Source organism: Methylobacterium guangdongense, assembly GCF_038442355.1.
Classification (GTDB): domain Bacteria; phylum Pseudomonadota; class Alphaproteobacteria; order Rhizobiales; family Beijerinckiaceae; genus Methylobacterium; species Methylobacterium guangdongense.
Map to the genome: position 1 here is coordinate 158,355 of NZ_JBBXMX010000005.1, position 24,816 is coordinate 183,170.

24 protein-coding genes are annotated in these 24,816 nt (G+C 71.5%); 11 read left to right on the top strand and 13 right to left on the bottom strand.

Annotated elements, in window-relative coordinates; genetic code table 11:
• Positions 1-34 precede the first annotated feature (34 nt).
• Entirely contained in the window at positions 35-1,714 is a 1,680-nt protein-coding gene (locus AAHG09_RS12640; RefSeq protein WP_342107598.1) for a L,D-transpeptidase family protein, read from the bottom strand.
• 223 nt (positions 1,715-1,937) lie between these two features.
• Between AAHG09_RS12640 and AAHG09_RS12645 the strand changes: the two genes are divergently transcribed.
• The gene (locus AAHG09_RS12645) at positions 1,938-3,056 is read left to right on the top strand and encodes an acyltransferase family protein (RefSeq protein WP_342107599.1); all 1,119 of its coding nucleotides are present in this window, start codon (positions 1,938-1,940) and stop codon (positions 3,054-3,056) included.
• Here AAHG09_RS12645 and AAHG09_RS12650 read toward each other — a convergent pair.
• Positions 3,043-4,224 (bottom strand): endo-1,4-beta-xylanase, encoded by a 1,182-nt coding sequence (locus tag AAHG09_RS12650; RefSeq protein WP_342107600.1) that lies wholly within the window; start codon positions 4,222-4,224, stop codon positions 3,043-3,045. The two genes, AAHG09_RS12645 and AAHG09_RS12650, sit on opposite strands and share 14 nt — an antisense overlap.
• A 160-nt stretch (positions 4,225-4,384) precedes the next feature.
• Here AAHG09_RS12650 and AAHG09_RS12655 point away from each other — a divergent pair, with 160 nt between their 5' ends.
• Positions 4,385-5,227, top strand: coding sequence for an SDR family NAD(P)-dependent oxidoreductase (locus tag AAHG09_RS12655; protein WP_342107601.1), 843 nt, complete (start codon positions 4,385-4,387; stop codon positions 5,225-5,227).
• The gene (locus AAHG09_RS12660) at positions 5,228-5,689 is read left to right on the top strand and encodes a hypothetical protein (protein ID WP_342107602.1); all 462 of its coding nucleotides are present in this window, start codon (positions 5,228-5,230) and stop codon (positions 5,687-5,689) included.
• A gap of 28 nt (positions 5,690-5,717) precedes the next feature.
• Here the strand turns inward: AAHG09_RS12660 and AAHG09_RS12665 are convergent, their stop codons facing one another.
• Complete coding sequence (locus tag AAHG09_RS12665; RefSeq protein WP_342107604.1) at positions 5,718-8,408, bottom strand: bifunctional acetate--CoA ligase family protein/GNAT family N-acetyltransferase; 2,691 nt, start codon at positions 8,406-8,408, stop codon at positions 5,718-5,720.
• A gap of 444 nt (positions 8,409-8,852) precedes the next feature.
• Between AAHG09_RS12665 and AAHG09_RS12670 the strand changes: the two genes are divergently transcribed.
• Both AAHG09_RS12670 and AAHG09_RS12675 read left to right on the top strand, forming a co-directional pair.
• Complete coding sequence (locus AAHG09_RS12670; protein ID WP_342107606.1) at positions 8,853-9,266, top strand: Ros/MucR family transcriptional regulator; 414 nt, start codon at positions 8,853-8,855, stop codon at positions 9,264-9,266.
• Between the two features lie 96 nt (positions 9,267-9,362).
• On the top strand, positions 9,363-10,112 hold the full coding sequence (locus AAHG09_RS12675) for a restriction endonuclease (protein ID WP_342107607.1): 750 nt from the start codon (positions 9,363-9,365) through the stop codon (positions 10,110-10,112).
• Between the two features lie 48 nt (positions 10,113-10,160).
• On the opposite strand, the gene AAHG09_RS12680 is transcribed toward AAHG09_RS12675, so the two are convergent.
• Complete coding sequence (locus AAHG09_RS12680) at positions 10,161-10,640, bottom strand: peroxiredoxin (RefSeq protein ID WP_342107608.1); 480 nt, start codon at positions 10,638-10,640, stop codon at positions 10,161-10,163.
• Positions 10,641-10,913: 273 nt separating this feature from the next.
• Between AAHG09_RS12680 and AAHG09_RS12685 the strand changes: the two genes are divergently transcribed.
• The gene (locus AAHG09_RS12685) at positions 10,914-11,606 is read left to right on the top strand and encodes a YqgE/AlgH family protein (RefSeq protein WP_342107609.1); all 693 of its coding nucleotides are present in this window, start codon (positions 10,914-10,916) and stop codon (positions 11,604-11,606) included.
• Between the two features lie 18 nt (positions 11,607-11,624).
• On the opposite strand, the gene AAHG09_RS12690 is transcribed toward AAHG09_RS12685, so the two are convergent.
• Positions 11,625-12,617, bottom strand: a complete 993-nt coding sequence (locus AAHG09_RS12690; protein ID WP_342107610.1) for a hypothetical protein — start codon at positions 12,615-12,617, stop codon at positions 11,625-11,627.
• 393 nt (positions 12,618-13,010) lie between these two features.
• Between AAHG09_RS12690 and dnaK the strand changes: the two genes are divergently transcribed.
• The 4 genes from dnaK to AAHG09_RS12710 all read left to right on the top strand — a co-directional run bounded on the left by dnaK (position 13,011) and on the right by AAHG09_RS12710 (position 17,603).
• Positions 13,011-14,927 (top strand): molecular chaperone DnaK, encoded by a 1,917-nt coding sequence (gene dnaK, locus AAHG09_RS12695; RefSeq protein ID WP_342107613.1) that lies wholly within the window; start codon positions 13,011-13,013, stop codon positions 14,925-14,927.
• A gap of 224 nt (positions 14,928-15,151) precedes the next feature.
• On the top strand, positions 15,152-16,300 hold the full coding sequence (gene dnaJ, locus AAHG09_RS12700) for a molecular chaperone DnaJ (protein ID WP_342107614.1): 1,149 nt from the start codon (positions 15,152-15,154) through the stop codon (positions 16,298-16,300).
• A 237-nt stretch (positions 16,301-16,537) separates the two neighbouring features.
• Positions 16,538-17,176, top strand: coding sequence for a class I SAM-dependent methyltransferase (locus tag AAHG09_RS12705; RefSeq protein WP_342107616.1), 639 nt, complete (start codon positions 16,538-16,540; stop codon positions 17,174-17,176).
• Positions 17,177-17,285: 109 nt separating this feature from the next.
• Positions 17,286-17,603: a hypothetical protein gene (locus AAHG09_RS12710; RefSeq protein ID WP_342107619.1), complete on the top strand. Its 318-nt coding sequence runs from the start codon at positions 17,286-17,288 to the stop codon at positions 17,601-17,603.
• A 55-nt stretch (positions 17,604-17,658) separates the two neighbouring features.
• On the opposite strand, the gene AAHG09_RS12715 is transcribed toward AAHG09_RS12710, so the two are convergent.
• From AAHG09_RS12715 to cdd, 5 genes are all read right to left on the bottom strand, one after another.
• Positions 17,659-18,726 carry a phytanoyl-CoA dioxygenase family protein gene (locus tag AAHG09_RS12715; RefSeq protein WP_342107620.1) on the bottom strand — a complete coding sequence of 356 codons (1,068 nt, stop codon included), beginning with the start codon at positions 18,724-18,726 and terminating at the stop codon, positions 17,659-17,661.
• A gap of 138 nt (positions 18,727-18,864) precedes the next feature.
• Positions 18,865-20,178: a thymidine phosphorylase gene (gene deoA, locus AAHG09_RS12720; RefSeq protein ID WP_342107622.1), complete on the bottom strand. Its 1,314-nt coding sequence runs from the start codon at positions 20,176-20,178 to the stop codon at positions 18,865-18,867.
• Positions 20,179-20,180: 2 nt separating this feature from the next.
• Complete coding sequence (gene deoC / locus AAHG09_RS12725; RefSeq protein WP_342107623.1) at positions 20,181-20,912, bottom strand: deoxyribose-phosphate aldolase; 732 nt, start codon at positions 20,910-20,912, stop codon at positions 20,181-20,183.
• Positions 20,909-21,727: a purine-nucleoside phosphorylase gene (locus AAHG09_RS12730; protein ID WP_342107624.1), complete on the bottom strand. Its 819-nt coding sequence runs from the start codon at positions 21,725-21,727 to the stop codon at positions 20,909-20,911. Before AAHG09_RS12730 ends, deoC begins: the two co-directional genes overlap by 4 nt.
• Positions 21,720-22,145, bottom strand: a complete 426-nt coding sequence (gene cdd / locus AAHG09_RS12735; RefSeq protein WP_342107626.1) for a cytidine deaminase — start codon at positions 22,143-22,145, stop codon at positions 21,720-21,722. The genes AAHG09_RS12730 and cdd overlap by 8 nt, the downstream gene beginning before the upstream one ends.
• 54 nt (positions 22,146-22,199) lie before the next feature.
• Here cdd and AAHG09_RS12740 point away from each other — a divergent pair, with 54 nt between their 5' ends.
• On the top strand, positions 22,200-22,550 hold the full coding sequence (locus tag AAHG09_RS12740; protein WP_412760032.1) for a Txe/YoeB family addiction module toxin: 351 nt from the start codon (positions 22,200-22,202) through the stop codon (positions 22,548-22,550).
• Positions 22,551-22,560: 10 nt separating this feature from the next.
• Here the strand turns inward: AAHG09_RS12740 and AAHG09_RS12745 are convergent, their stop codons facing one another.
• The 3 genes from AAHG09_RS12745 to AAHG09_RS12755 form a co-directional block, all read right to left on the bottom strand.
• Complete coding sequence (locus AAHG09_RS12745) at positions 22,561-23,325, bottom strand: anti-sigma factor family protein (protein WP_342107628.1); 765 nt, start codon at positions 23,323-23,325, stop codon at positions 22,561-22,563.
• 193 nt (positions 23,326-23,518) lie between these two features.
• Positions 23,519-24,163: a sigma-70 family RNA polymerase sigma factor gene (locus AAHG09_RS12750; protein WP_342107629.1), complete on the bottom strand. Its 645-nt coding sequence runs from the start codon at positions 24,161-24,163 to the stop codon at positions 23,519-23,521.
• Between the two features lie 55 nt (positions 24,164-24,218).
• Positions 24,219-24,773, bottom strand: coding sequence for a glutathione peroxidase (locus AAHG09_RS12755; RefSeq protein ID WP_342107630.1), 555 nt, complete (start codon positions 24,771-24,773; stop codon positions 24,219-24,221).
• Positions 24,774-24,816 lie beyond the last annotated feature (43 nt).

Consider the following 24,816-nt stretch of genomic DNA (forward strand, 5'->3'; position numbering starts at 1 on the left):
GCCTTCGGCCGCCGCCCGCCCGACGGAGCCGAGGTCAGTCGACGTGGACCGCCTGTTCCGGCTGCCGGCGCTCCACCTTCTTGACCGGATGCGCCTCGCCCGCCGGCTTCGCGAGGGCGGGCGCGGCGGCCTTCCGGGCCGGGGGCTTGGCGCTCGCCGGCATCGCCGCCGGCGGTGCGGTCGCGGCGCCGGCCGGCGGGATCGCCCCCGTTGCGGCAGGCTCGGGGGCCGGCGTGTCGAGCTTGTAGATGTCGTCGCGGAAATGCGCCTTGCCGTCCGGGGTGGCGTAGCCCGTGAGATACACGAACGTCACCGGCACGGGCTTGGGCAGCTTGATGTCGCGGCGCTCGCCGTCGGCGATGCCGGTCTCGATCTCGATCGGTCCCCAGGTGCTGCCCGGCCCGTTCGGCCCGTCCGTGCCCTGCAGCAGCCAGCCGACCAGTTCCTTCACCTGACCGACCCGGACGCAGCCATGGCTGTGGAAGCGCACGCTCGCGGCGAACAGCGATTTTGCCGGCGTGTCATGCATGTAGACGGCAAAGCGGTTCGGCATGTCGATCCGCACTTGGCCGAGCGAATTGTCGAAGCCGGAATCCTGGCGCAGCGTGTAGGCGACCGCCTTCTGGCCCGCCCAGTCGATCTTGGTCGGGTCGACCTCGCCGGACGGCCCGAGGATGCGGATGTGGTTCTTGGCGAGATAGCCCGGATTCTTCCGCATCTGCGGGATGATCTCGTTCTTCACCACCGAGGCCGGCACCGTCCAGGTCGGGTTGAAGTTGATGTCGGTGATCCGGGTCTCCACGGTCGGCGTCGCCTTGTCGGGCGAGCCGACGACGGCGACGTAGCGGCGCACCACCGTGCCGTTCTCCACCGCTTCGACGGCGGCCGAGGGGATGTTGACCACGATGTAGCGCTCGCCGAACGGGAACTTGGAACCCATCAGCCGGGCCGCCGACGCCGCGAGCTGCTTCTGGCGCACCGAAGCCGGCACGTTGAGCGCGTTGAGGGTAAGCCGGCCCAGGATGCCGCTGTCGGGCAGCCCGTGGCGGCCCTGGAAGGCCGCGATCGCCGCGACCAGCGGCGGGTCGAGCCGGTCGTTCGGCGGCGCATCCGCCGGCAGATCGCCGGTGAGCGTCAGGTGGTGGCGCAGGGCCGGGATCGCCGGGCTGCGCTCGCCGGGCTTCAGCCGGGCGAGGTCGTCGGGCAGCCGCTCCCAGCCGCCGGCCTCCGCGAAGGCCGCGTAGCGCTCGGCGGCCCGCAGCGTGTCCAGGAAGGTGCGCGGGGTCAGAGCCGGGTTCGGATCGGCCGAGACCTTGGCGTAGACCAGGGGCGCCGGCTCGCGCGACCGCTTGGCGGCCTCCGCCGGCTTGCCCGGCGTGGCGTCCGGCGCCGCAGCCTCGACGGGCTTGGGGTCGCTCGGCTTCGACTCGCCGGACCCCGAGGCCGTGGGCTTGAGCTCGACGGCCTTCGCGTCGGCGGCCTTCTCGGCCGGCTTGAGCTCCGAAGCCTTCACCTCCTGCGCCTTCGCGGCCGCCCCCTCCGGTGCGACCGCGGGCGTGGCAGGCGGAACGGGTGCCGCGCTGACCGGCGCGGCGGTCGCCGGAACCCCCTGCGCGGCGGCATCGACGGTGGCACCGAGCAGCGTCAGCAGCGACAGGCTGGCGCCGAGCGCGGCCCCCGGGCGGGCATGACGGCGGGAACGGACCGGGCCCATACGCAACACTCCCGACGGCGCCCGACGTGGCGCGGATCGGCGGCATGATGGGGCGGCGTGGTTACCAATCCCCTCCTGTCGGAAGGGGCGCTCGAGGTGCAGATTCACCATCCCGCGACGTCTTTCGAAGCACCGCGGCGTCTACGGATGTCGGCGTGACAGAAAGTGCCGCAGCTTGTTCTTCTCAGGGTTGTCCCTGCCAGGATGGAAGAGCCGACCCGTCATGCCGGATCCCGGGAAACAGGTCCCCGCGGTGATGCCGTACCTGCCGCAGCTCGATGGGGTGCGGGCGCTCGCCATCCTGATCGTGTTCGCGGCCCATTGCGGCTACAGCCACATCGTCCCCGGGGGATTCGGGGTCACGGTCTTCTTCTTCCTCAGCGGCTACCTGATCACCACCCTGCTGCGGATCGAGCGGGCGCGGACCGGCGCGGTCTCGCTCCCGGCCTTCTACCTGCGGCGGAGCTTGCGCATCCTGCCGCCGATGTACCTCACCCTGCTCGCCGCGGGCGGGCTCTACGCGCTGGGGCTGCTCGACTGGATGCCGGTCGATCCGGCGGCGATCCTGGGGCAGGCGACGTTCCTGACGAACTATCCCGGCCTGTTCGGCACCGAGGCGGTGCTGCCCGTGCCGCTCTGGAGCCTCGCCATCGAGGAGCATTTTTACCTCGTCTTCCCCCTGGTCTACGTCCTGTGGCTGGGCCGCCTGCAGCCGCGCCGGGCCGCGCTCGCCTGTCTGGGGATCTGCGCCGCGGTCCTGGTGATCCGCTGCGTCAACGTCTGGCGGCTCGCCGATTACAGCCTGAACTACAGCTGGACCCATACCCGCATCGACGCGATCCTGTTCGGCTGCTGCCTCGCCCTGTGGAACAACCCGGTGATCCCGGCCGATCGGGCTTGGCGGCCGAAGGCGTGGCACGTGGGCTTCAGCCTCGCGGTGATCCTCGGCACCCTGGCGGTGCGGGACAACGCCTTCCGCGAGACCCTGCGCTACACCCTCCAGAGCGCGGCCCTGGTCGTGCCCTTCGCCTACCTGCTGCACGGGGAGGGACCCGTGGTGCGGCTGCTGGCCAGCCGGCCGATGCGCCAGCTCGGCCTGTGGTCGTACAGCTTCTACCTCGCCCACATGGCCGTGGTGGCGCTGGTGCTGCACCTGAGGCCCAGCCTGCACGGCCTGCCGCTGATGCTCGCGGCCTTCCCGCCGGCGCTGCTCTGGTGCTGGGGGATGTACAATCTCGTCGAGCGCCCCTGCGCGCGCCTGCGCCGCCGGCTCCTGGCGGATCGCCCACCCGAGCCGATCCTCGCCGACGGGGGCCGTCAGGCCGGGATCACGCCCGCCTGAGCTTGTCCCGGGCGGCTGTATGGTCCGGCGCCGCCGCGAAGGCGGCCTTCAGGGCGTGCCACAGGGGCTTGCGCCGGAACTGCGAGTCCAGCGGCAGGGCCCGCTGGGGCAGGCCGTCCGGCCGCTTGCGGTAGGGATGGTCGTTCAGCCACGTGTCCGGGTCGTAGATGTCCCAGGTCAGCACGTCGAGGAGCGCCGGCTCGTCCAGCACCACGTCGAGGTAGCGCCGCGCGAAATCGGCCACCATCCGGTCGCGGGTCGGTACGTCGGAGGGAAAGACCCGGTCGTCGATGTCGAGTTCGGTGATCGCGATCCCGATGCCCATCTGGCCGATCTCGCGCAGGAAGCGCCGCAGCTGGCCCTGATCGATCGGGATCGTGCTGGTGAGGTGCGATTGCAGGCCGAAGCGCCGGATCGGCACGCCGCGGGCGCGCATCGCCTCCAGCCGGCGCAGGACCTTGGTGCGCTTGGCCTCCATCCAGGGCGCGCCCTGTTCGACCGCATCCTCGTTCCACGTGCCGGCGGCGGCCGGATCGGTCTCGTGCAGGATCCGAAAGGCGAGGTCGACGTAGCCGGGGCCGATCGAGGCGAGCCAGGGCGAGTCGCGCAGGCCCCCGCCGCGGTCGGGATCGGCCTCGTTGCCCAGAATCTCGTTGACCACGTCCCAGGCGACGATCTGGCCCCGGTAATGGCCCGCCACGGTCTCGATCCAGCGGCGCATGAAATCCTCGCCCTGCGCGGCGCTCGCCCGCCCGAGCAAGGGGCCGACCCAGGGCGGGAGCGCCGCGTGCCAGACGAGCGTATGGCCGCGCATCTTCTGGCCGTTGCTTTTGGCGAAGCGCAGGATCGCATCGCCCCGGGCGAAGTCGGTCTTGCCCGGGGCGGGCAGCACCTCCTCCATCTTCATCTCGGTGCCGCAGACCAGGATGCCGCATTCCCGCGCCACCGCCTGCCGGTAGGCGGGTGTGGAGTCGAACCGGTGGAACGGCACCTCGCAGCCGTAGAGCAGGCCCTTCGCGGCGGCCGCGGCCTGGAGGCTGTCGCTCGACCAGGACGGGCGGCCGAGCGGCCCGAACCCGGTGGTGGGGACGGCCCCCCGCGCAGCCGGCGCGAGCCCCGCGCAGGCCATCCCGGCGAGAAGGGACCGGCGGCTCGGACGGATCGGCATGCCGCATCCTCGGGTTCGGTGGGATCACCGCCATCAGAGCATGCGGTGGCGGAGGTTACGATCCGCTGAGTCTGCGGGCCTTTCGTCCGATCCGGTGCACCAACTCGCCTTCATCCGGGCTCGCCCCATCTGAAGGGCGCCATCCAGCCGAGGACCCGTCATGAGCCAGCATCCCGCCATCAGCCCCGGCCGCAGCGCCGTCGTCACCGGGGCCGCGAGCGGCATCGGGCTCGCCGCCGCGCAGGCCTTCGCGCGGGCCGGCATGCATGTCTGGCTCGCCGACCTGCCCGGGCCGGCCCTCGACGCCGCCCGCGCCGCCGTGGCCGAACTCGCCGCCGTCGAGGTCCGCGCGGTGCCGACCGACGTCTCCGACCGGGGCGCCGTGGAGGCCCTGGCGGGGGCCGTCGCGCGGGGCGGTCCGCCCGCGATCGTCATGCTGAACGCCGGGATCGAGGCCGGCGGCAAGCTGTTCTCGGATGCCGAGACCTGGCAGCGGATCCTGGGCACCAACCTCTGGGGCGTGGTCAACGGCATCCACGCCTTCGCGCCCGGCATGATCGACGGGGCGAAGCCCGGCGCCGTGATCGTGACCGGCTCGAAGCAGGGCATCACCACGCCGCCCGGCAACGCGCCCTACAACGTCTCGAAGGCGGGGGTGAAGGCGGTCACCGAGGCGCTGGCCCATGAGCTGCGCAACCGCGCGGGCTGCCAGACCACCGCGCATCTCCTGATTCCCGGCTTCGTCTACACGGGGCTGACCAAGGCCCGCGGCGTCGCCGAGAAGCCGGCCGGCGCCTGGACGCCGGAGGAGACCGTGTCGTTCCTGCTGGAGCGGCTGGCGGCGGGCGATTTCTACATCCTCTGCCCCGACAACGAGACCACCCGGGCGCAGGACGAGAAGCGGATCGCCTGGGCGGCGGGCGACATCATCGAGAACCGGCCGGCGCTCTCGCGCTGGCATCCGGATTTCGCCGAGGCGTTCAAGCGGTCCATGGAGGGATGAATGGCCCGGCGGGCGCGCCCACCGGCGCGGATCAAGGAGCCCATCTTCGGCCCTCCGGCCACGACGGCGCGGGCAGCCTTCATCCGCTTCGGCAACGCCCTGCACTGGCAGGCCTATTTCGCGTCTGTCGGCCTCGGACCCACCATGGGTCAGGTCGGGAACGATGAACGGGCGCTCCTCGAAGCCGCGCTCAAACGGCTGAAAAAGGCCGAGCATCGCCTCGTCGCGGCGTTCATCGCCGAATTGACCGACGGGACCGTCACTTTCGCCCAGGCGAAGGCGATCTGGCGAGAGACGGAAAACGACACGATGCGGATCGCGTGGGACGGCCCGGACGGGTTCCTGAGCTTCCTCCTCACCGTGCGGGACCGGATCGATCCCCATGCCTGGCCGGCGAGCCCGCCCCGGTTCCAACCGGACCCGACGACGCGGCAGGCGCAGCGGCGTGGCGGATCTGGCTGAAGGGGATCTTGCCGGACGGAGCGCCGGCCTAACGTCCGGCCGGTGATCCGGCTGCCAGCGGCAGTTGCACCTTCACCAAGCCCGGATCCTCCGGGTCGCGCCCCTGCGTGAAGCCGAGGCGCCGGCAGACCGCCAGCATCGGCCGGTTCTCGGCCAGCACCGAGCCCTCGACCCGGCCGATCCCCTCGGAGCGGGCCCAGTCGATCATCAGGCGCATCAGCGCGAAGGCGAGCCCGGTGCCCCGGACGTCGCGCCCCACCGCGATGGCGTATTCGCCGCTCTCCTGGTTGGCGTCGGCGTGCAGCCGGACCGCGCCGAGCATGCGCTCGCCGCCGCCCGCGTCCACTTCGGTGGCCACGAACGCGATGGCGCGGGCGTAGTCGAGCTGCGTCAGGCGGGCCAGGAAGGCGTGGCTGAAGGCGCGCACCGGCCCGAAGAAGCGCAGGCGCAGGTCCTCCGGGTCGAGTCCCTGGAAGAACGTGAGGAACAGCCCCTCGTCCTCCGGGCGCACCGGCCGGACGCGGATGGTGCGGTCCTTCAGGTTGAGGGTCCGCACCCATTCCGCCGGATAGGGCCGGATCGCGAAGCGCGGATGGCCTCGCCCGTGCCCGCTCCGCTCCGACCGGCCGATCCGAACCCGGGCGTCGAGGGCCAGCACCCCGGTCTCGTCGGCGAGCAGGGGGTTGATGTCGAGTTCGCGGACCTGAGGCAGGTCGGCGGCGAGCTGGGACAGCTTCACCAGGGTCAGCGCGATCGCCGGGATGTCGGCCGCCGGCACGTCCCGATAGGCTTCGAGCCGCCGGGCGACCCGGGTCCGGCCGATCAGGTCGCGGGCGAGGATCAGGTCGAGGGGCGGCAGGCCGAGCGCCCGGTCGTCGATCACCTCGACGGCCGTGCCGCCCCGCCCGAACACCACCACCGGGCCGAACACCGGATCCTCCGCGAGGCCCGCGATCAGCTCCCGGCGCTGGCCCCTTCGCACCATGGGCTGCACCGCGAAACCGGTGACGCGGGCGTCCGGCCGCTCCCGGCGCGCCCGGGCCAGGATGCTGCGCGCGGCCTCGCGGACATCGGCCTCGCTGGTGAGGTCCAGATGGACCCCGCCGATGTCGGACTTGTGCACGATGTCGGGGGAGACGACCTTGAGCGCCACCGTGCCCCCGGCCGCGATGATCGGCCAAGCGGCCGCCGCCGCGGCGTCCTTGTCGGAGGCGAGGGTGATCGGAACGGTCGGGATCCCGTAGGCTTCGAGCAGGCCGTTCACCGCGATCGGATCGAGCCACGCCGCCCCGTGGCGCAGGGCGCCCGCGATGATCGTGCGGGCGCGGGCCGTGTCGGGGGAGAAGTCGCGCGGCAGCGAGTCCGGCGTGCGCATCAGGTCGTCCTGAGCCTCGCGGTAGCGCACGAGGTGCAGGAAGCCTTCGATCGCCTCGGAATCGGTGGCGAAATGCGGCAGGCCGGCCCGGGCGAAGGCCGCCCGCGCCGCCTCGGCATCCCCCAGGGAGACCGCGAAGAGCGGCTTCTTGCGCGTCTGGCCGGCGCGGACGCGCTTGACCGTGTCGGCGATCGCGTTGGCGACCTCGCCCGCATCCGAGCGGACGGTGGGGACGTGGATCGCCAGCACGGCGTCGCTGACGCGGTCGGTGAGGATCGGCTCCAGGGCGGCCGCGAAGGCCGGGCCCGCCGCGTCGATGCCGAGATCGAGGGGGTTGCCGGCCGGGCGCCCCTCCGCCTCGGCGGCCTCCGCCATGGTTCCCGCCCGCTCGATCAGCCGATCGGCCGCCAGCAGGCCGATGCCGCGGCCGTTCGACAGGATCGCCAGCCGGTCGCCGGGAAACGGGCGCTGGCGCCCCAGGGTCTCGACGGCGGAAAACATCTCGTCGAGATCCTGCACGGCCAGCAGGCCGGCCCGCCGGAAGGCCGCCGCGTAGACCGCGTCCGGCCGGGCGAGCGCCCCCGTGTGGGTCTCGGGCGCGCGGGTGTCGGGCCGGTGCCGCCCGGCGCGCAGGACCACCACGGGCTTGGCGCGGGCCGCCGCGCGGGCTGCCGACATGAAGCGCCGGGCATCCGAGACCCGGTCGAGGCACAGCAGGATCGCCCGGGTGCGGTAATCGGCGGCGAAATGGTCGAGACAGTCGGCCACGCCGATATCGAGCACGCTGCCGAGGGAGAGCACCGCCGAGAACCCCGTCCCGTGGCGGGCGCCCCACTCGACGATGGCGGCCGCCACCGTGCCGGATTGCGACACGAGGGCGAGGTCGCCCGCGGCGGGCGCGTGGGCGAACAGGCTGGCGTTGAGCTTGGCCCCCGGCACGGCGAGGCCGGCGCTGTCGGGGCCGAGCAGGCGCAGGCCGTGCGCGCGGGCGATCCGGTGGGCGGTCGGGCCCGGATCGTCCGGGCCGGAACCGAGCCGGGCCGTCAGGATCACGGCCGCCCCGGCGCCGGACGCCGCCGCCTGGGCGACGACCTCGGGCACGCGCGGGGGCGGCACCGCGATCAGGACGAGGTCGGGCGTGGTGGCCAGGTCGGCGATCTGGGGGACGCAGGCGAGGCCGTCCACCTCCGCGTGGTCGGGCTGCACCGGCAGGATCGCGCCGGGGAAGCCGGATGCCCGCAGCCCGTCCAGCACGCTGCGCGCCACCGAGCCCTCGCGCGCCACCGCTCCGACCAGCGCGACCGACTGCGGTGCCAGCAGCTTGTCGAACCGATAGGTGCTCACGGGGCCGCCATCACGGGATCCGGTCCCGCGGGCCAGTCGTGCCGGCGTGCATGGGGTGTCCCTCGCTCACGTCGGGATCAGGCGCGTATCCAGGTGCCTGAAATCCGATTCCACGGCCATATCACATGGGCCTGCCACAGCGCTCTGACAGATGGCGCGATCGGCCGCGCAGGCAACGCCGGATGGTCCAGGCCTCCGCGCAGGCTTATCACAGTGCGATCAGCCATTGTTCGGGGGGCTTGCAGGCACCCTTCAGATCAAATATCCGGCGACCTTTGTCCTCTCGAAAACGGCCGCTATGGCCATCTGTAATTTGTTCTTGCCTTAAAATTCACACCACAATAGTAACTGCGCCACATCTGCCTGTATCGGGCGGCCCGGAAACAGATTCCGATCATCCTGCCGAGTGACGGCGAGAGCCCGGGATCGCCAGGAGGTTGAGGGATGGATTCCACGGTCGAAGGGCAACCGGACTTTCTCGCGCTCTCGGTCGACATCGTGTCGGCCTTCGTGAGCAACAATCCGGTCCCGCCACCGGAGCTGCCCGGACTGATCGCCAAGGTTCACGCAACCCTGTCCGAGCTCAGCCAGCCCACATCCGCGCCGGCCGAGGATCTGCGGCCCGCCGTCTCGGTCCGGCGCTCGGTCCAGCCCGACTTCATCGTCTGCCTGGAGGACGGGAAGAAGTTCAAATCCCTCAAGCGCCACCTGCGCACGCACTACAATCTGACGCCGGACGAGTACCGCCAGAAGTGGAGCCTGCCGCCCGACTACCCGATGGTGGCGCCGAACTACGCGGCGGCCCGGTCGAGCCTCGCCAAGAGCATGGGCCTCGGCCACCAGCGCCGGAAGGGCTGAGGGCGCCCCCGCGTCCACAGGTTTCCCGCCGCTCTTAGGCATCGGGCAAGGGGCGCTTGCGAAGGTCTCGAGGCCCGTCCGCGCCCTCGAGACCCGATGCCCGGCAAGCCCAACCCCGTCGCCCGCCTGTTCTGGACGGCCGTGATCGGCGGCCCGTTCGCGCTCTGGTACGGTCCGCCCGCCCTGGCGGCCACGGGGCTCGCGCTCGTGTGCGTGTGGCTGCGCCATCTCGGGCGACCGCGCCGGTTCCGCGCCCGGATCCGCCGCATCGCCCGGGCGCATGGCGAGACGCTGGCCCTGCGGCGGCGGCAGGAAAGTTTCCGCGATGCCTACGGCAACTGGATCGAGGACGGCTGGCTGCGCGAGCGCGAGTATTTCCTCGACCGCACCGTGCTGCCGCAGATCGGCCCGCGCGACGCCGACCTGTTCGCCACGGAGCGGGACCGGATGCTCGACATCGTCGAGGCCGAGGCGGCTGCGATCGACCTGCCCGACGAGGAGGACGCCCCGGAGGACGGGCTCGACTACGAGCGCTACTGCGCCGAGCGTCTCGCCCGGGCGGGGTGGCGGGCGCACCGGACCCCGGCGAGCGGCGACCAGGGCGCCGACATCGTGGCGGACCGCGACGGCCTGCGCCTCGTCGTCCAGTGCAAGCGCCTGACCAAGCCCGTGGGCAACGCCGCGGTGCAGGAGGCGGCCGCGGCCCAGCGCTACTGGGCGGGCGACCGCGCCGCGGTGGTGTCCAATGCCGGGTTCACGCCGGCGGCCCGAAGGCTCGCGGCGGCGACCGGCGTGCTCCTGCTGCACCACGACGGGCTCGAGGCCCTCGACCTCGCGCAGGTGTGATGACGGTCCGGCGGACGGCCGCGCCCCGGGGCGCGGCCGGAACCGTGCTCAGAGGACCTTCAGCAGCGCCTCGGCCCCCGAAGCCTCCGCCTTGGAGGGCGTCTCCTCGACGTTCAGGATCTTCACGACCCCGTCATCGACCAGCATGGAGTAGCGCTTCGAGCGGATCCCGAGACCGAAGCCCGTGCCGTCCATCTCCAGGCCGATCGCCTTGGCGAAATCGGCGTTGCCGTCGGCCAGGAATTGCAGGCCTTCTGCGCCGCTCGCCTTCGACCACGCATCGAGCACGAACACGTCGTTGACGCTCGTGACCGCGATGGCGTCGACCCCGCGGCCGAGGATCTCGTCCTTGTGGGTGACGAAGCCCGGGAGGTGGTTGCGGTGGCAGCTCGGCGTGAAGGCGCCCGGGACGCCGATCAGCACCACGCGGCGGCCCTTGAACACGTCGTCGGTGGTGCGGGCGATGGGGCCCTCCGGGCCGCTCACCCGGAACGTGGCCTGGGGCAGATGGTCGCCGACCTGGATCATCGCGGGTCCCTCATTGCTGCGCAGATGCGTTTGCGCGCCTGACCTAGCGTGGTCGGTTGGGCCTGTCGAGCAAGCGGCCTCCCGACGCGGATGATGTCCAAGGGACAACCGGCGATCCATGGCCGACGTTGCGGGACACGCCTTGGTCCGTCCGCTTCGGCCGACATCCCGGGACGCGCGATCGCCTCGGTGCGATGCGCACAAGCTGGGCGGAAGCTTGCTGCGTCCCTATTGCCCGCTGGACAATGGGAGGGGGCGGCGTAGCATGGCGCCATGGCGTCTCCTCCGCATCGCAAATCGGATCCTTCGCCTTCGGCTCCCCGGCGGGAGTCCGCCTCATCCGAGGATCCCGGACAGGCGTCGCCGCGGCGCTCATCGCTCCTGGGCCCAGACTTCCTCGACGGGCAGTTCCTCGTGGCGATGCCCGGCATGGCCGACGAGCGCTTCGCCCGCTCGGTGATCTATATCTGTGCCCATTCCGCCGACGGGGCGATGGGCATCATCGTCAACAAGGCGGCCAGCGACATCAGCATGCCGGACCTGCTGGTCCAGCTCGACGTCGCCCCCGAGGCGGATGCGATTCGCCTGCGCGAGCGGGTCGGGCACATGCCGGTCCTGATGGGCGGTCCCGTGGAGGGTCGGCGCGGCTTCGTGCTGCACACCGACGACTTCCATATCCAGCAATCGACGCTGATCATCGACGACGGCATCTGCCTGACCGCGACCGTCGAGATCCTGCGCGCCATCGCCAGCGGCGAGGGCCCGGCGAGCGCCGTGCTGGCGCTCGGCTACGCGGGCTGGCAGGCGGGCCAGCTCGAGAGCGAGATCATGGCCAATGGCTGGCTCAACTGCCCGGCCGATCCCGAACTGATCTTCAACACCGATCTCGACGCCAAGTACGAGCGGGCGCTCCGGGCCAACGGCATCGACCCCGCCATGCTGTCCATGACGGCCGGCCGGGCCTGACCGAGCCCGCTCCAGCGGCTACTCGGGAACGACGTCGCCGCCGCCGGCCGCGTCGGGGTTCAGGCCCTCCACCGCCGGCTTCGGCCGGGGCCGGCTGCGCGGCGCCACCGCCGCGGTGGGCACCGCCGTGTTGGCGCCGAGCCGGGTCGCCAGGGCGAGCGCCCGGTTCTCGCTGAAGCGCAGATGGCAGAAGCCGTGCGTGCCCTCGCGGGCGTAGCTGCGGCAGAACTGCTCCCGGTCCGACGAGAAGGCCGCCTGCTCGGTCACGATCGGCCGCACGTCCTCGCGCCGGGCCCGCTGGGTCATCAGCTTGTAATTGTCGCGCACCGCCTTGTCGGCCACGCCCCGGGCCGTGTCGAACTCGCCGGCCCGCGGGAGCAGGGTCGCGGGGGCCGGCCCCCACAGGCCGGTCGGCGTCGTGGCGCAATCCGCGGCCGAGAAGGTGCAGACCGGGCCCGAGCCCAGCGTCGAGACGAGGACGCCGCCCTCGGTCACGTCGAGGCGCAGCGGGCATTCCGCCCCGGCCGCCTCGTAGCGCGGCACACCCTCGGGCTTGCCCTCGGAACTCAGCGTGACGGGCGTGCCGCCGCCGAGCGGCACCGTGCAGGAATCCGTGGGCTGCGAGATCTTGGTCCCCGGCAGGGTGATCCGGGCCGTCATGGCATTGCCGGACCGTTCGAGCTTCAGGGACCCCGAGGTCCCGTTGAGCTGGAGGTCCTGCCCGAGCAGGCCCTCCTCCGAGGGGGTCTTGAGCACCACCGGACGGGCCGGGGCCGGCGGCGCACGGGGCGCCTCGGGGGCCGGCGCCTGCCCCGGCTCGCCGGGCGCCCCCGGCGGCGGGGCCGGCGGCGCCTCGGGCAGGCCCCGGGGCGGCACCGGAGGCCGCTCGGGCTTGATGCCGAACAGGCGCTCGAAGAAGTTCTGCGCCTGCGCCGGCGGGGCGGCGAGCAGGGCGGGAGCCGCGACGGCCAGCGCCAGGGCGGATAGCAGGAGGCTGCGGGTCGGGCGCATCGGGCTCTACGACGGGGACACGAAGTGGCGGGGCCACGTGCAACCCCTTGTCGAAGTGTTAACACGCCGTCGATGGCGCCGACGTGGCAGCGGAGCAACAAAATGCAACCACGCCATCCGGCCCACCCGCGGGCTGCGGAAGGATTATCCAAGCCGTCGAACGCGTTAGCGCCAAAGCGCGCCCTCTGCCCCGACGCGCAGGCTTCGCCTTGCGAGCCCGTCCGGGGCTTCTTATATCGCCCTCGACGCGGGATTGCGCGCTGGATTTCAGCCGTTCACGGCCCTTGATCCGGCCCGGGTCCCATACTCACATCACCTTCGTACACCGCCATGGGCCGAGCTGCTTCGGGGCTCGGCGGTCTGCTTGAACGCGACACAAAGAGGGATCCCACCATGGGTAAAGTTATCGGTATCGACCTCGGCACCACCAATTCCTGCGTGGCCGTGATGGATGGCACGCAGCCCAAGGTCATCGAGAATTCGGAAGGCGCCCGCACCACGCCGTCGATCGTCGCCTTCACGGATGACGGCGAGCGGCTCGTCGGCCAGCCGGCCAAGCGCCAGGCGGTCACGAACCCCGAGCGCACGTTCTTCGCCATCAAGCGGCTGATCGGCCGGACCTACGACGATCCGCTGACCCAGAAGGACAAGAACCTCGTCCCCTACAAGATCGCCCGCGGCGACAACGGCGACGCCTGGGTCGAGGCGGACGGCAAGAAGTATTCGCCCTCGCAGATCTCCGCCTTCACGCTGCAGAAGATGAAGGAGACCGCGGAGGCCCATCTCGGCCAGCCCGTGACGCAGGCCGTCATCACCGTCCCCGCCTACTTCAACGACGCCCAGCGTCAGGCCACCAAGGATGCCGGCAAGATCGCCGGCCTCGAGGTGCTGCGCATCATCAACGAGCCGACCGCGGCCGCGCTCGCCTACGGCCTCGACAAGAAGAAGGCTGGCACGATCGCGGTCTACGACCTCGGCGGCGGCACCTTCGACGTCTCGATCCTCGAGATCGGCGACGGCGTGTTCGAGGTGAAGTCGACGAACGGCGACACCTTCCTGGGCGGTGAGGATTTCGACAACCGGATCGTCGAGTACCTGACCTCGGAGTTCAAGAAGGAGCAGGGCATCGACCTGACCAAGGACAAGCTCGCCCTCCAGCGCCTCAAGGAGGCCGCCGAGAAGGCGAAGATCGAGCTGTCCTCGGCGACCCAGACCGAGATCAACCTGCCCTACATCACCGCCGACCAGACCGGCCCGAAGCACCTCGCGCTGAAGCTCTCGCGGGCCAAGTTCGAGTCGCTCGTCGACGATCTGGTGCAGCGGACGATCGAGCCCTGCCGCAAGGCGCTCAAGGATGCCGGCGTCTCGGCCTCCGAGATCGACGAGGTGGTGCTGGTCGGCGGCATGATCCGCATGCCCAAGATCCAGGAGGTGGTGAAGTCCTTCTTCGGCAAGGAGCCGCATAAGGGCGTGAACCCCGACGAGGTCGTGGCCATCGGCGCCGCCGTGCAGGCGGGCGTGCTCCAGGGCGACGTCAAGGACGTGCTGCTCCTCGACGTGACCCCGCTGTCGCTGGGCATCGAGACCCTGGGCGGCGTGTTCACCCGGCTCATCGACCGCAACACCACGATCCCGACCAAGAAGTCCCAGACCTTCTCGACGGCCGAGGACAACCAGAACGCCGTCACGATCCGGGTCTTCCAGGGCGAGCGCGAGATGGCGGCTGACAACAAGCTGCTCGGCCAGTTCGACCTCGTCGGCATCCCGCCGGCGCCCCGCGGCATGCCGCAGATCGAGGTGACCTTCGACATCGACGCCAACGGCATCGTGAACGTGACCGCCAAGGACAAGGCGACCAACAAGGAGCACCAGATCCGCATCCAGGCCTCGGGCGGCCTCTCGGACGCCGACATCGACCGGATGGTGAAGGACGCCGAGGCCAATGCCGAGGCCGACAAGAAGCGCCGCGAGCTCGTCGAGGTGAAGAACCAGGGCGAGAGCCTGATCCACGCCACCGAGAAGTCGGTGACCGAGTACGGCGACAAGGTCCCGGCCGCCGACAAGGGCGCCATCGAGACCGCGATGACCGCGCTCAAGACCGCGCTCGAGGGCGAGGATGTCGAAGCCATCAAGGCCCGCACCACGGACCTGATGCAGGCCTCGATGAAGCTCGGCGAGGCGATGTACGCCGCCAACCAGGCGGCGGGCCCCGACGCCGGTGCCGAGGCGCAGGCCGGCGAGAAGAAGGACGACGTCATCGACGCCGACTTCCAGGAAGTCGACGACAAGGACCAGAAGAAGCGCGCATAAGGGCACGCAGGGTTCGGGAGCGAGGCCGGAGCGATCCGGCCTCGCTCGCTGTCGTGCGGTCACGGGTTTCGAAAGGGACACATCCCTTTCGCGGGTGCAGGGCAGAGCCCTGCTGTCGGGCCAAGCCCGATACGTCGGGGTTTCACCCCGGCACCCCACCGAAGGGCTCAGCCCTTTGGAAACCCGAATGACGCGCGGGTCGGGTTGTCCGGAGACGGGGTCGGATGTCGAAGCGGGACTATTACGAGATCCTGGGGGTCACCAAGACCGCCACGGAAAGCGAGATGAAGGTCGCCTTCCGCAAGCTCGCGATGACCTATCATCCCGACCGCAATCCCGGCGACAAGGACGCCGAGATCAAGTTCAAGGAAATCAACGAAGCCTATCAGTGCCTCTCGGACGGCCAGAAGCGCGCCGCCTACGACCGGTTCGGCCATGCGGCCTTCAGCCAGGGCGGCGGCGGCGGACCCGGATTCGGCAACGAGTTCGGCGACTTCATGTCGGACATCTTCGACAATTTCTTCGGCGACGGCCGCGGCGGCGGCGGACCGGCCCGGGGCCGGGGTGGCGCGCCGGGACGGGAGCGCGGGGCCGACCTGCGCTACAACCTGGAGATCACGCTGGAGGAGGCCTTCAACGGCAAGGCCGAGACCATCCGGATCCCGACCTCGGTGACCTGCGAGGCCTGCGACGGCTCCGGCGCCAAGCCGGGCTCGAAGCCCCGGACCTGCCAGACCTGCGCGGGCTACGGACGGGTCCGGGCCGCCCAGGGCTTCTTTGCGATCGAGCGCACCTGCCCGAACTGCCACGGCCGCGGCGAGATCGTGGACGATCCCTGCACCGCCTGCCAGGGCGCGGGTCGGGTCAACCGCGAGCGCACCCTCTCGATCAACGTGCCGGCCGGCGTCGATGACGGGCTGCGGATCCGGCTCGCCGGCGAGGGCGAGAGCGGGCTGCGCGGCGGCCCGCCGGGGGACCTCTACGTCTTCCTGTCGATCAAGCAGCACGAGTTCTTCCAGCGGGACGGCGCCGACCTGTTCTGCCGGGTGCCGATCTCGATGGTCACCGCGGCGCTCGCGGGCGAGATCACCGTGCCGGTGATCGACGGCTCGCAGACGCAGGTGCGCATCCCCGCCGGCACGCAGACCGCCAAGCAGTTCCGCATCAAGGGCAAGGGCATGCCGGTGCTCCGCTCGCGGGAGGTCGGCGACCTCTACATCCAGGTCTTCGTCGAGACCCCGCAGAACCTGACGAAGCGCCAGCGCGAGCTGCTCCAGGAGTTCGATCAGTCGGCCTCACCGGAGAACCATCCGGAATCCGCGGGCTTCTTTTCGAAGGTGCGGGACTTCTTCGGTGGGGCGGTCCGTCCCTAGGGCCCTGCCCGATCACGGCGATCGAGCAGGGCCCTAAGCCGTTGTTTCGACGCGCGCACCGCCGAACCAGATGCATTTCGGCGGTGCGCGCTCCGGGGCCGGATCCGAAACCCCGGCGGCCCGTTATGCATCCGGCCCCGGCGTGGCACGCGTACCCTATGCGTCGCCGTGGCTTGGCTGTAAGACAGCGCGTTCCCCTAGCCTTTCATTCTCATTCGGCATCAAGGAATTCGAGACTTGCCGCCGCTGCGCCGTCCCACCGCGAAGGCTCCTGACACCCGGAGCGCGATATTCGGGCCGCGGCGCGACCCCCTGGAGGACGAGGCGCGGTTCCTGCGCTCCTGGCTGGAGCGTCCGCTCGTCACCGGCGCGGTGACGCCGTCCGGCAAGATGCTCGCCCGCACGATGGCGTCCTATGTCGACCCGCGCCGCGAGGGCCCGGTGGTCGAGCTCGGCCCCGGCACGGGTCCGGTCACCGAGGCGCTGATCCGGCGCGGCATCGCGCCCGAGCGACTGATCCTCGTCGAGTTCAACCCCGATTTCTGCAAGCTCCTGACCCGCCGCTTCCCCGGCGTCACGGTGATCCGGGGCGACGCCTACAACATGCGAGCGAGCCTGCAGGACGTGCTGACCCAGCCCGCCGCGGCCACGATCTCCAGCCTGCCGCTGTTTACCAAGCCGCTCGAGCAACGGCTCGACCTGCTCAACACCGCCCACGACCTGATGCAGCCGAGCGCGCCGTTCGTGCAGTTCACCTACGCGGTGGTGCCGCCGATCCCCGCCCGGTGCGAGGCCGGCAGCTACACCGCCGACCGCTCCAACCGGGTCTGGCTGAACCTGCCGCCGGCCCGGGTCTGGGTCTATCGCCGGCCCTGAGCTGAACACGGCCTGAGCGAGCAGCTCACATTCACGTCAACTGCCAGGTGTCACACCTGAGACATCGCCGGACGCAGCCCCGCGGCCGGCCTGGATCAGGAGGACGCCGATGTTCATCAAGACCGCCCGCATGGGTTTGGCCACCGCCCTGGCCGTCGGGGGACTGGCCCTCGCCGCCCCGGCCATGGCGGCACCCCTCGGGCTCGACGCCGGATTGCATCAGGGCGCCGGTGATGTCGTGACCGTTCAGTACGGCTACGGCTATGGCCCGCGTCATCACGGCTGGCGCGGCCATGGCGGCTACGGCCCCCCGCGCCATCACGGCTGGGGCCGCGGCCATCATTACGGTTGGGGCCATCGCGACTTCGGCCCGCGCCACCATCATCACGGCGGCTGGGGTCACCGCCACGGCTACGGCCGCTGGTAAGTTCTTACCGTCGTGCGTGTCGGGCGGGTCGCCTCCGCGGCCGGCCCGGCCCGCACTACGAAGCGATCCGATCCCGGATCTGGATGTCAGGATTCGACGCCCCGCAGGTCGGCAGGCTCTCGACCGGGCCGTGAACCGCCGAGGTCGTCGCCGACAGGTCGTGGTAGCAGACGCAGCCCTCGGCGAAGTAGTGATGCACGAGCGCCTTGCGGGACCGCTGGATATCGGCCCGGGCCGAGCCGCCATGCAGCAGGTTCGCGTGCCAGAACAGCACGTCGCCCTTGCGGGCCGTGAAGTATTCGGGCTTCGCCCCGTGGTCCCGGATCTCCTGCTGGATCGCGGGCTCGTAGTGATCGACATAGGCGCCGTAGCCGCGCTGCTTGAAGTCTTCCGGCGAGATGCCGACATCGTGGCTGAACAGGTACGGCAGGCGGTGCGTGCCGGGATAGTAGACCAGCGGCCCTGAATCCGCGTGAATGTCCTCCATGGCGATCCAGCAGGCGGCGAGGTAGCCGACCGGATAGGTCGTCATGTGGATCGAGTCCGAATGCTCGGCCTGCTGGCTGCCCTTGTGGGACGCGATGGTCTGGAACGGAATCGCCGGGCGGCCCAGCACCATGCTGCTGAAGTTCACCAGCACCGGATGCTTCAGGAGCCGCTCGATCGCCTCGACCTTCAGGTGCGGGTTGAGGTAGCGGCCGGGATGCGGGTCATCCTCGGCGGCCTTTTCGGGGGCGAGGGTCACGTCACCGCTGGCGATCGCGGCCTCGTAGGCCTCCCAGGCCTCGTCGATCGTCTCAGGATCGATGGCGCCGCGCAAGACATAGTAGCCGTGCTCCTCCCAGGATCGGCAGATCTCGGCCTGCCGCGGGGTGATCTCCCGCCGCGCGACCCGCCGGTCGATGATCGCCTGCGCGTCCGGCTGGTCGAGCCACGGGCTCGGCCCGGATTCCGGGAAGTTCTCGGCCCGGAAGACCTTGATGCAGCCGATATCGACCGGAACGTCGGCCTTGACCACGAAGGGGGCGGGCGGGGGCGGCGCGTTCCGATCGTGTCCGGGATCCCGGTTCGATCGCGTCAGCGCACGCGCAAGGTTCGCGACACGGCGGAACGGTTGAGCCATCACATCCTCCGCCCGAGGGCTGTGCCGCTGCGTCCGCCGCGCGGGATCTGCGCAGCGCGTGCGGCTTACGAAGGGACCTTGCAGCGCTTCGCGGCGATCGTGAGACCGATTGCGCAAAAATCGCTCCGGCCGACGCCTTCAGGCCGCGGCCGCCCCCGCGCCCCGCACGGATTCGAGGATCGCCGGCCGTTCTGCGGGGGCGTCGCCCATCCGGTAGGCCGCCCGCAGGGCCGCCTCCGCGCGATCGGCGGCGGCCTCGTCGGCCGCGTGGACGATCCCGAGCAGGCCGCCGGAGGATCCCGGTCCGGCGAGGTCCGTGAAGCCGACCCGGGGGTCGATGGCATCCTCGGGCCGGGTGCGGCCGCCGCCGAGTCCGATCACCGCGAGGCCGATATCCCGGGTGGCGATGGCCGCGACCGTCCCGGCCTGACGGACCGCTCGCCGCACCGGCGCGGTGGGCAGATGCGTCTCGGGCTCGTTCAGGAGATCGGCCGGCCCACCGAGCGCCGCCACCATCTCCGCAAAAATCTCGGCCGCCCGGCCCGAGGCCAGGGCGGCTTCGAGCCGCTCGGCGGCGCCGGCGGCGTGCCGGGCGAGGCCGCCGGCCACGAGCATCTCGGCGGCCAGCGCCAGCGTGACCGCGTGGAAGCGCGGCTCCCGGCGCAGGCCCTTCAGGTAGTCGATCGCGTACGCGACCTCGACGGCGTTGCCGGCGGCGCTCGCCAGCGGCGCGTCCATGTCGGTGATGAGCGCCGACGTGCGCAAGCCCGCGCCCTCCGCCACCGTGACGATGCTCTCGGCCAGCGCCCGCGCCTCGGGCAGGGTCGCCATGAAGGCGCCGGAGCCCTGCTTGACGTCCATGACGAGCCCGTCGAGCCCCGCGGCGAGCTTTTTCGACAGGATCGAGGCGGTGATCAGATCGAGCGATTCGACCGTGCCGGTGACATCGCGGATCGCGTAGAGGCGCCGGTCGGCCGGGGCGAGATCGGCGGTCTGGCCGATGATCGCGCAGCCGACGCGGCGCACGACCTGCCGGAACGCGTCGAGCCCCGGGGTCGCGTCGTAGCCCGGGATGCTGCCGAGCTTGTCGAGGGTCCCGCCGGTATGGCCGAGGCCACGGCCGGAGATCATCGGCACGTAGCCGCCGCAGGCCGCGACCATCGGGGCCAGCACGAGGCTCACCGTGTCGCCGATGCCGCCGGTGGAGTGCTTGTCGAGCACCGGGCCGGGCAGCGCCCAGGTCAGCACCGTGCCCGAATCCGCCATGGCCCGGGTCAGCGCCACCCGCTCGGGCAGCGCGAGGCCGCGGAAGAACACCGCCATCGCGAAGGCCGCCGCCTGCCCCTCCCCCACGGTGCCGTCCGTGAGGCCGCGGACGAAATCCCCGATCGCCTCGGGTTCGAGCGGCAGGCCGTCGCGCTTGGCCCGGATGATCTCTTGCGGAAGCCGCATGCTCAGAGTCCCCGCGCCTGCATCAGGGCGCCGTACAGGCTGCTCGCCCCGAGGCGGAAGGTCTTTGGAGTCACCCAGTCCGGCCCCATGATCCGGTCGGCGAGCGCCAGATAGGTGGCGGCGTCGGCAACGCCGCGCAGGCCGCCCGACACCTTCAGGCCGGCGGGGCGGCCGCCCGCACGAATCTCGGTCAGCATCGCCTCGGCGGCCTCCGGGGTCGCCGAGACCGGGCTCTTGCCCGTGGAGGTCTTCAGGAAATCGGCGCCCGCCTCCAGAGCGAGCCGGCTCGCCACCCGGATCCGTTCGGGATCGCCCAGCTCGCCCGTCTCCAGGATCACCTTGAGGGTCGCGGCACCACAGACGTCGCGCACGGCCTCGACCATATCGCGGGCCAAAGCCGCGTCGCCCCGCATCAGGGCGCGGTAGGGCAGGACGAGATCGATCTCGTCCGCCCCGTCGCGCAGGGCCTCGGCGGTGTCGTCGGTGGCCCGGGCGCAATCGTCGCCGCCGGCCGGAAAATTGATCACCGTGGCGATCCGGATGCCGGTGCCGGCGAGTGCCCGGGCGCCCTGCGTGATGAAGCGCGGCCAGACGCAGATCGCCGCGACGGACCCGGCCTTCGCGTCCCGGCACAGGGCGTCGATCTTCGTCTCGGTGCAGGTCTCGCCGAGGTCGGTGAGGTCGAGGAGCGGCAGCGCCCGGCGGGCGACTGCGCCGGTCTCGGAATCCGTCATGGCGCATCTCCTTCGGGCAGCCCGGCCACGAAGGCCCGGATCAGGCGGCCGAGTTCCTCCGCGGCCCGGGCCGCCACCGCCTTGGTCTCCGCGTGGTGCGGGGCGCCCCCGGCGATTCCGGCGGCGAGGTTGGTCACCACCGAGACGGCCGCCACCGGCAGGCCGAGGAAGCGGGCGAGGATCACCTCGGGCACCGTCGACATGCCGACGAGATCCGCCCCCAGGATGCCGGCCATCCGGACCTCCGCGGGCGTCTCGAAGCTCGGGCCGGAGAACCACGCATAGACCCCCTCCCCCAGAGGGATGCCGCAGGCGGTGGCCGCCGCGTGCAAACGCGCGCGCAGATCCGGGTCGTAGGCGTCGGTCATCGGCACGAACCGGGCGTCGCTCGCCTCGCCGATCAGCGGGTTGAGGCCGGACAGGTTGATGTGGTCGGCGAGCAGGACGAGCCTGCCGGGGCCCACCTCCGGCCGCAGCGAGCCGGAGGCGTTGGTGAGCAGCAGGCGCCGGGCCCCGAGCTGCCGGGCGCAGGCGAGCGGCACGCGCATCACGGCCGCATCGCCCCGCTCGTAGGCATGCGCCCGCCCCTCGAAGACCAGGACCGGGCGTCCTGCCAGGGTCCCGCGATGCAGCCGCCCGGCATGGCCGCTGACCCCCGCCCCCGGGAAGCCCGGAACCGCCGCGTAGGGGATGGAGACGGCCTCCTCCAGGCCCTCCGCGATCCCGCCGAGGCCGGTGCCGGTCACGAGGGCGCAGGCGTAGGAGCCCGCGAAGCCGGCGCCGCGCAGCGCGTCGAGGGCGGCGGCCTCACTCACCGAGCGTCTCCGGCCCGAAGGAGTCCGGCAGCAGTTCGGCGAGCGTGAAGCTCTTCGCGATACCCTCCGGGGTGGCGGCGTGGATCGGCGTGTCGGGGCGCGCGAATTCCCGGATGCGCTGGCGGCAGGCGCCGCAGGGCGTCACAAGGCCGGCGCCGTCCCCGCAGACGAGGATTTCGGCGATCCGCCGTCCCCCGGCCGCCACCATGGCGGCGATCGCCCCGGCCTCCGCGCAGGTCCCGACCGGATAGGCCGCGTTCTCGACGTTGCAGCCGGCATGGATGGCGCCGCGCTCGTCCCGGAGCGCCGCCCCCACCCGGAAGCGGGAATAGGGCGCATGCGCCCGCTCGCGGACCATCCGGGCGGCCGCCAAAAGCGCCGCTCCCTCATCCGCCCGTGCCGAATCCGCAGCCTGCATGGCCGATCTTTGGCACCCGCCGGGGCGGGATGTCGAGGGTCATGAGGAGCCCCGGTGCACGGCCTCGCGACGAGCACGCGTCCCAGCCTTGTCGGACGCTCGGCCGGACAAGATGTATGGCCTCATCGAGCCGTGAAGCTCGTCTGGTCGGCGAACGCCTGGGAGGATTACCTGCATTGGCAGGCGACCGACCACGATACGCTGGCCCGCATCAATGACCTCATCAAGGCCAGCATGCGAACGCCGTTCGCGGGCATCGGAAAGGTCGAGCCCCTGAGGGGCCATCTCGAAGGGTGGTCGTCACGCCGGATCGCGGCGGAACACCGCCTCGTCGACCGCGCGAGGGGCGTCGGAGACGACCAAGTCCTCGAAATCGCCCAGTGTCGATGGCACTACGACACCTGAGGCAGCCGCCTCAGCGCGCCGCCGGCCCCGCGCCGAGGAGACCCGCCACCTGCTGCAGAGCCGCATCGTCCCGCGGGCCGATCAACGCGTAGGCGGTGTCGCCCGCGTTCCAGGCGACGATGTCGCCATCCTCGGAACCGGTGAGCGTCGCCGGGCCGCCGCGGATGCCGCGGGTGGCGAACAGCGAGGCCTCACCGTAATCCCCGGCCTCGAGGGCGACCTCGATGCCGGTGCCGTGACGGGCCGGGAAGATCTGGATGTCGCGCACCCGCCAGCCCGCGGGCAGCGCCGGCAGGTCGATGCCGGTCACGGAGCGCAGGCGCGCCCGGTCGTAGACCGGCCCATCGGCCTCGCCGCTGATGCTCTTGCGCAGCTGCGCCACGGCGCGGGCCTGCCGGGCATCGGCGATCAGCGCGGGATCGGGCGTCGCCGCCAGGGTGTCGGGCACGCCGAAGCGGCCGATCTCGTCATGGGCGAGCCAGCCCGCGCCGACGAGAACCGCGATGGCGGCGGCCCGCTTGAGGCGCGAGGCCACCCGGCGCCAGCGCAGGTTCCGGTCGAAGCGGCGGGCGAGCGCGACGGTCCGGTCGGGCCCGGGGCCTGGGACCCGCTCGAAGCAGGCCCGCAGGGCATCGCGATCGTGCATCTCGGCCATCACCCGGGCGGCCGCCGCGGGGTCGGCCGCCAGATGGGCCTCGACGTCCAGGCGGCGCATCGGGTCGATCTGCCCGTCGACGAAGGCGATGAGATCGTCGTCTGTGATCGGATCAATCATCGTGAAGTCCTCAGTGCCAGCGTGCCCCGGAGCGCCCCGCCCTTCAACGGCGGTGGTCCCGGGCCTGTGGTCCCGCATGGTGGATTTGGAAAAGCCGGATGCCGCGTTCCCGCACCATGCCGCAGAGCGATCCGCCGGTCGCTGTCGTCAGTCCGCGCCGGCGCCGGGGACTGACGGTTGTCACAAGCCGCCCTCAGTTCTCCCCGGCGGCGCGCCGGAGCGGCCAGACGGATCGGCTCGGCGGCGTGTCGGACACGACGAGCCTGAGCGCGGAGGGCGGCCCGCGCCGGGTCTCTCCGGTCCGGTCGGATGGCTTGCCCGCCTCCGAGCCCACATTCTGATCCATCCGCGCGCCCTCCTCGAAGGCGCGCAGGGCGGCCCGGCCGCGGCCGAGGCGGGACATCAGCGTCCCGATCGGAATGCCGAGCACGGCCGCCGCGTCGGCGTAGGCCATGCCCTCCAGGGTCACGAGGTGCAGGGCGGCGCGCTGCTCTTCGGGCAGGGTGAGGAACGCCTTCCGGATCTGGGCGAGGCGCACCTGCCCTTCCTGGGCGGGGGGCGCCATGTCCTCGGCCATCCGCACCAGCGTATCGGCATGGCGCGCCTCGACCTGCCGGCGGCGCTGCTCGTCGATGAAGGCGTTGTGCAGCACCGTCATCATCCAGGTGCGCAGATTGGTGTTCGGGCGGAGCGTGCCCTGCATCTCCAGGGCGCGCACCAGCGTGTCGTGCACGAGATCGTCGGCCCGCAGCGCATCGCGGGTGAGCGACCGGGCGTAGCGCCTCAGAGGCACCAGCAGGTCGAGGAGGTCAGCGCGCTTCTGCTTGTCTGATGCCATGAGACGTGAACGGGGCGGCGCACGGCTTTAATCCCGCGGGCCTGTCGTGCCGGTTTCAGGCCTGGTCGAGGCTTGCGGCGATCCCCGAGATCACCCGTGGGTCGGTCGGCTCGACCTGCGTGGCGAAGGAAGCCGCGAGCGTGCCGTCCCGGGCGATCAGATACTTGTGGAAGTTCCAGCGCGGCGTCTCGGCCGGGCGCTCGGCGGCCGCCCACCGGTAGAACGGATGGGCGTTCGGCATCCTCACGTGGGTCTTGGCCGTGAGCGGGAAGGTGACGCCGTGGTTCTTCCGGGCCGCCTCCGCGATGGCGGGTCCGTCGAGCGGCTCCTGATTGCCGAAATCGGGGGACGGCACGCCGATCACCGTCAGGCCCCGGTCGCCGAAGCGGGTCCAGAGGGCCTGGAGGCCGGTGAGCTGTCCGGCATAGCCGCAGGCCGTGGCGGTGTTGACCACGAGGATCGGCTTGCCCGCATAGGCCGAGAGCGGCATCCGGCCGCCCTCCGGCGTCTCGAAGGCGAAGTCGGTGGCCCGCGCGGCCTCGGCGGCGCGGGCGCCGCTGGCCAGACCGGCGCCGATCAGGATCAGGGCCTCGCGGCGCAGCAATGTCATGACGTCAGCCTCGCCCCGGACGTAGTTCGCGAAACGCGGCGGG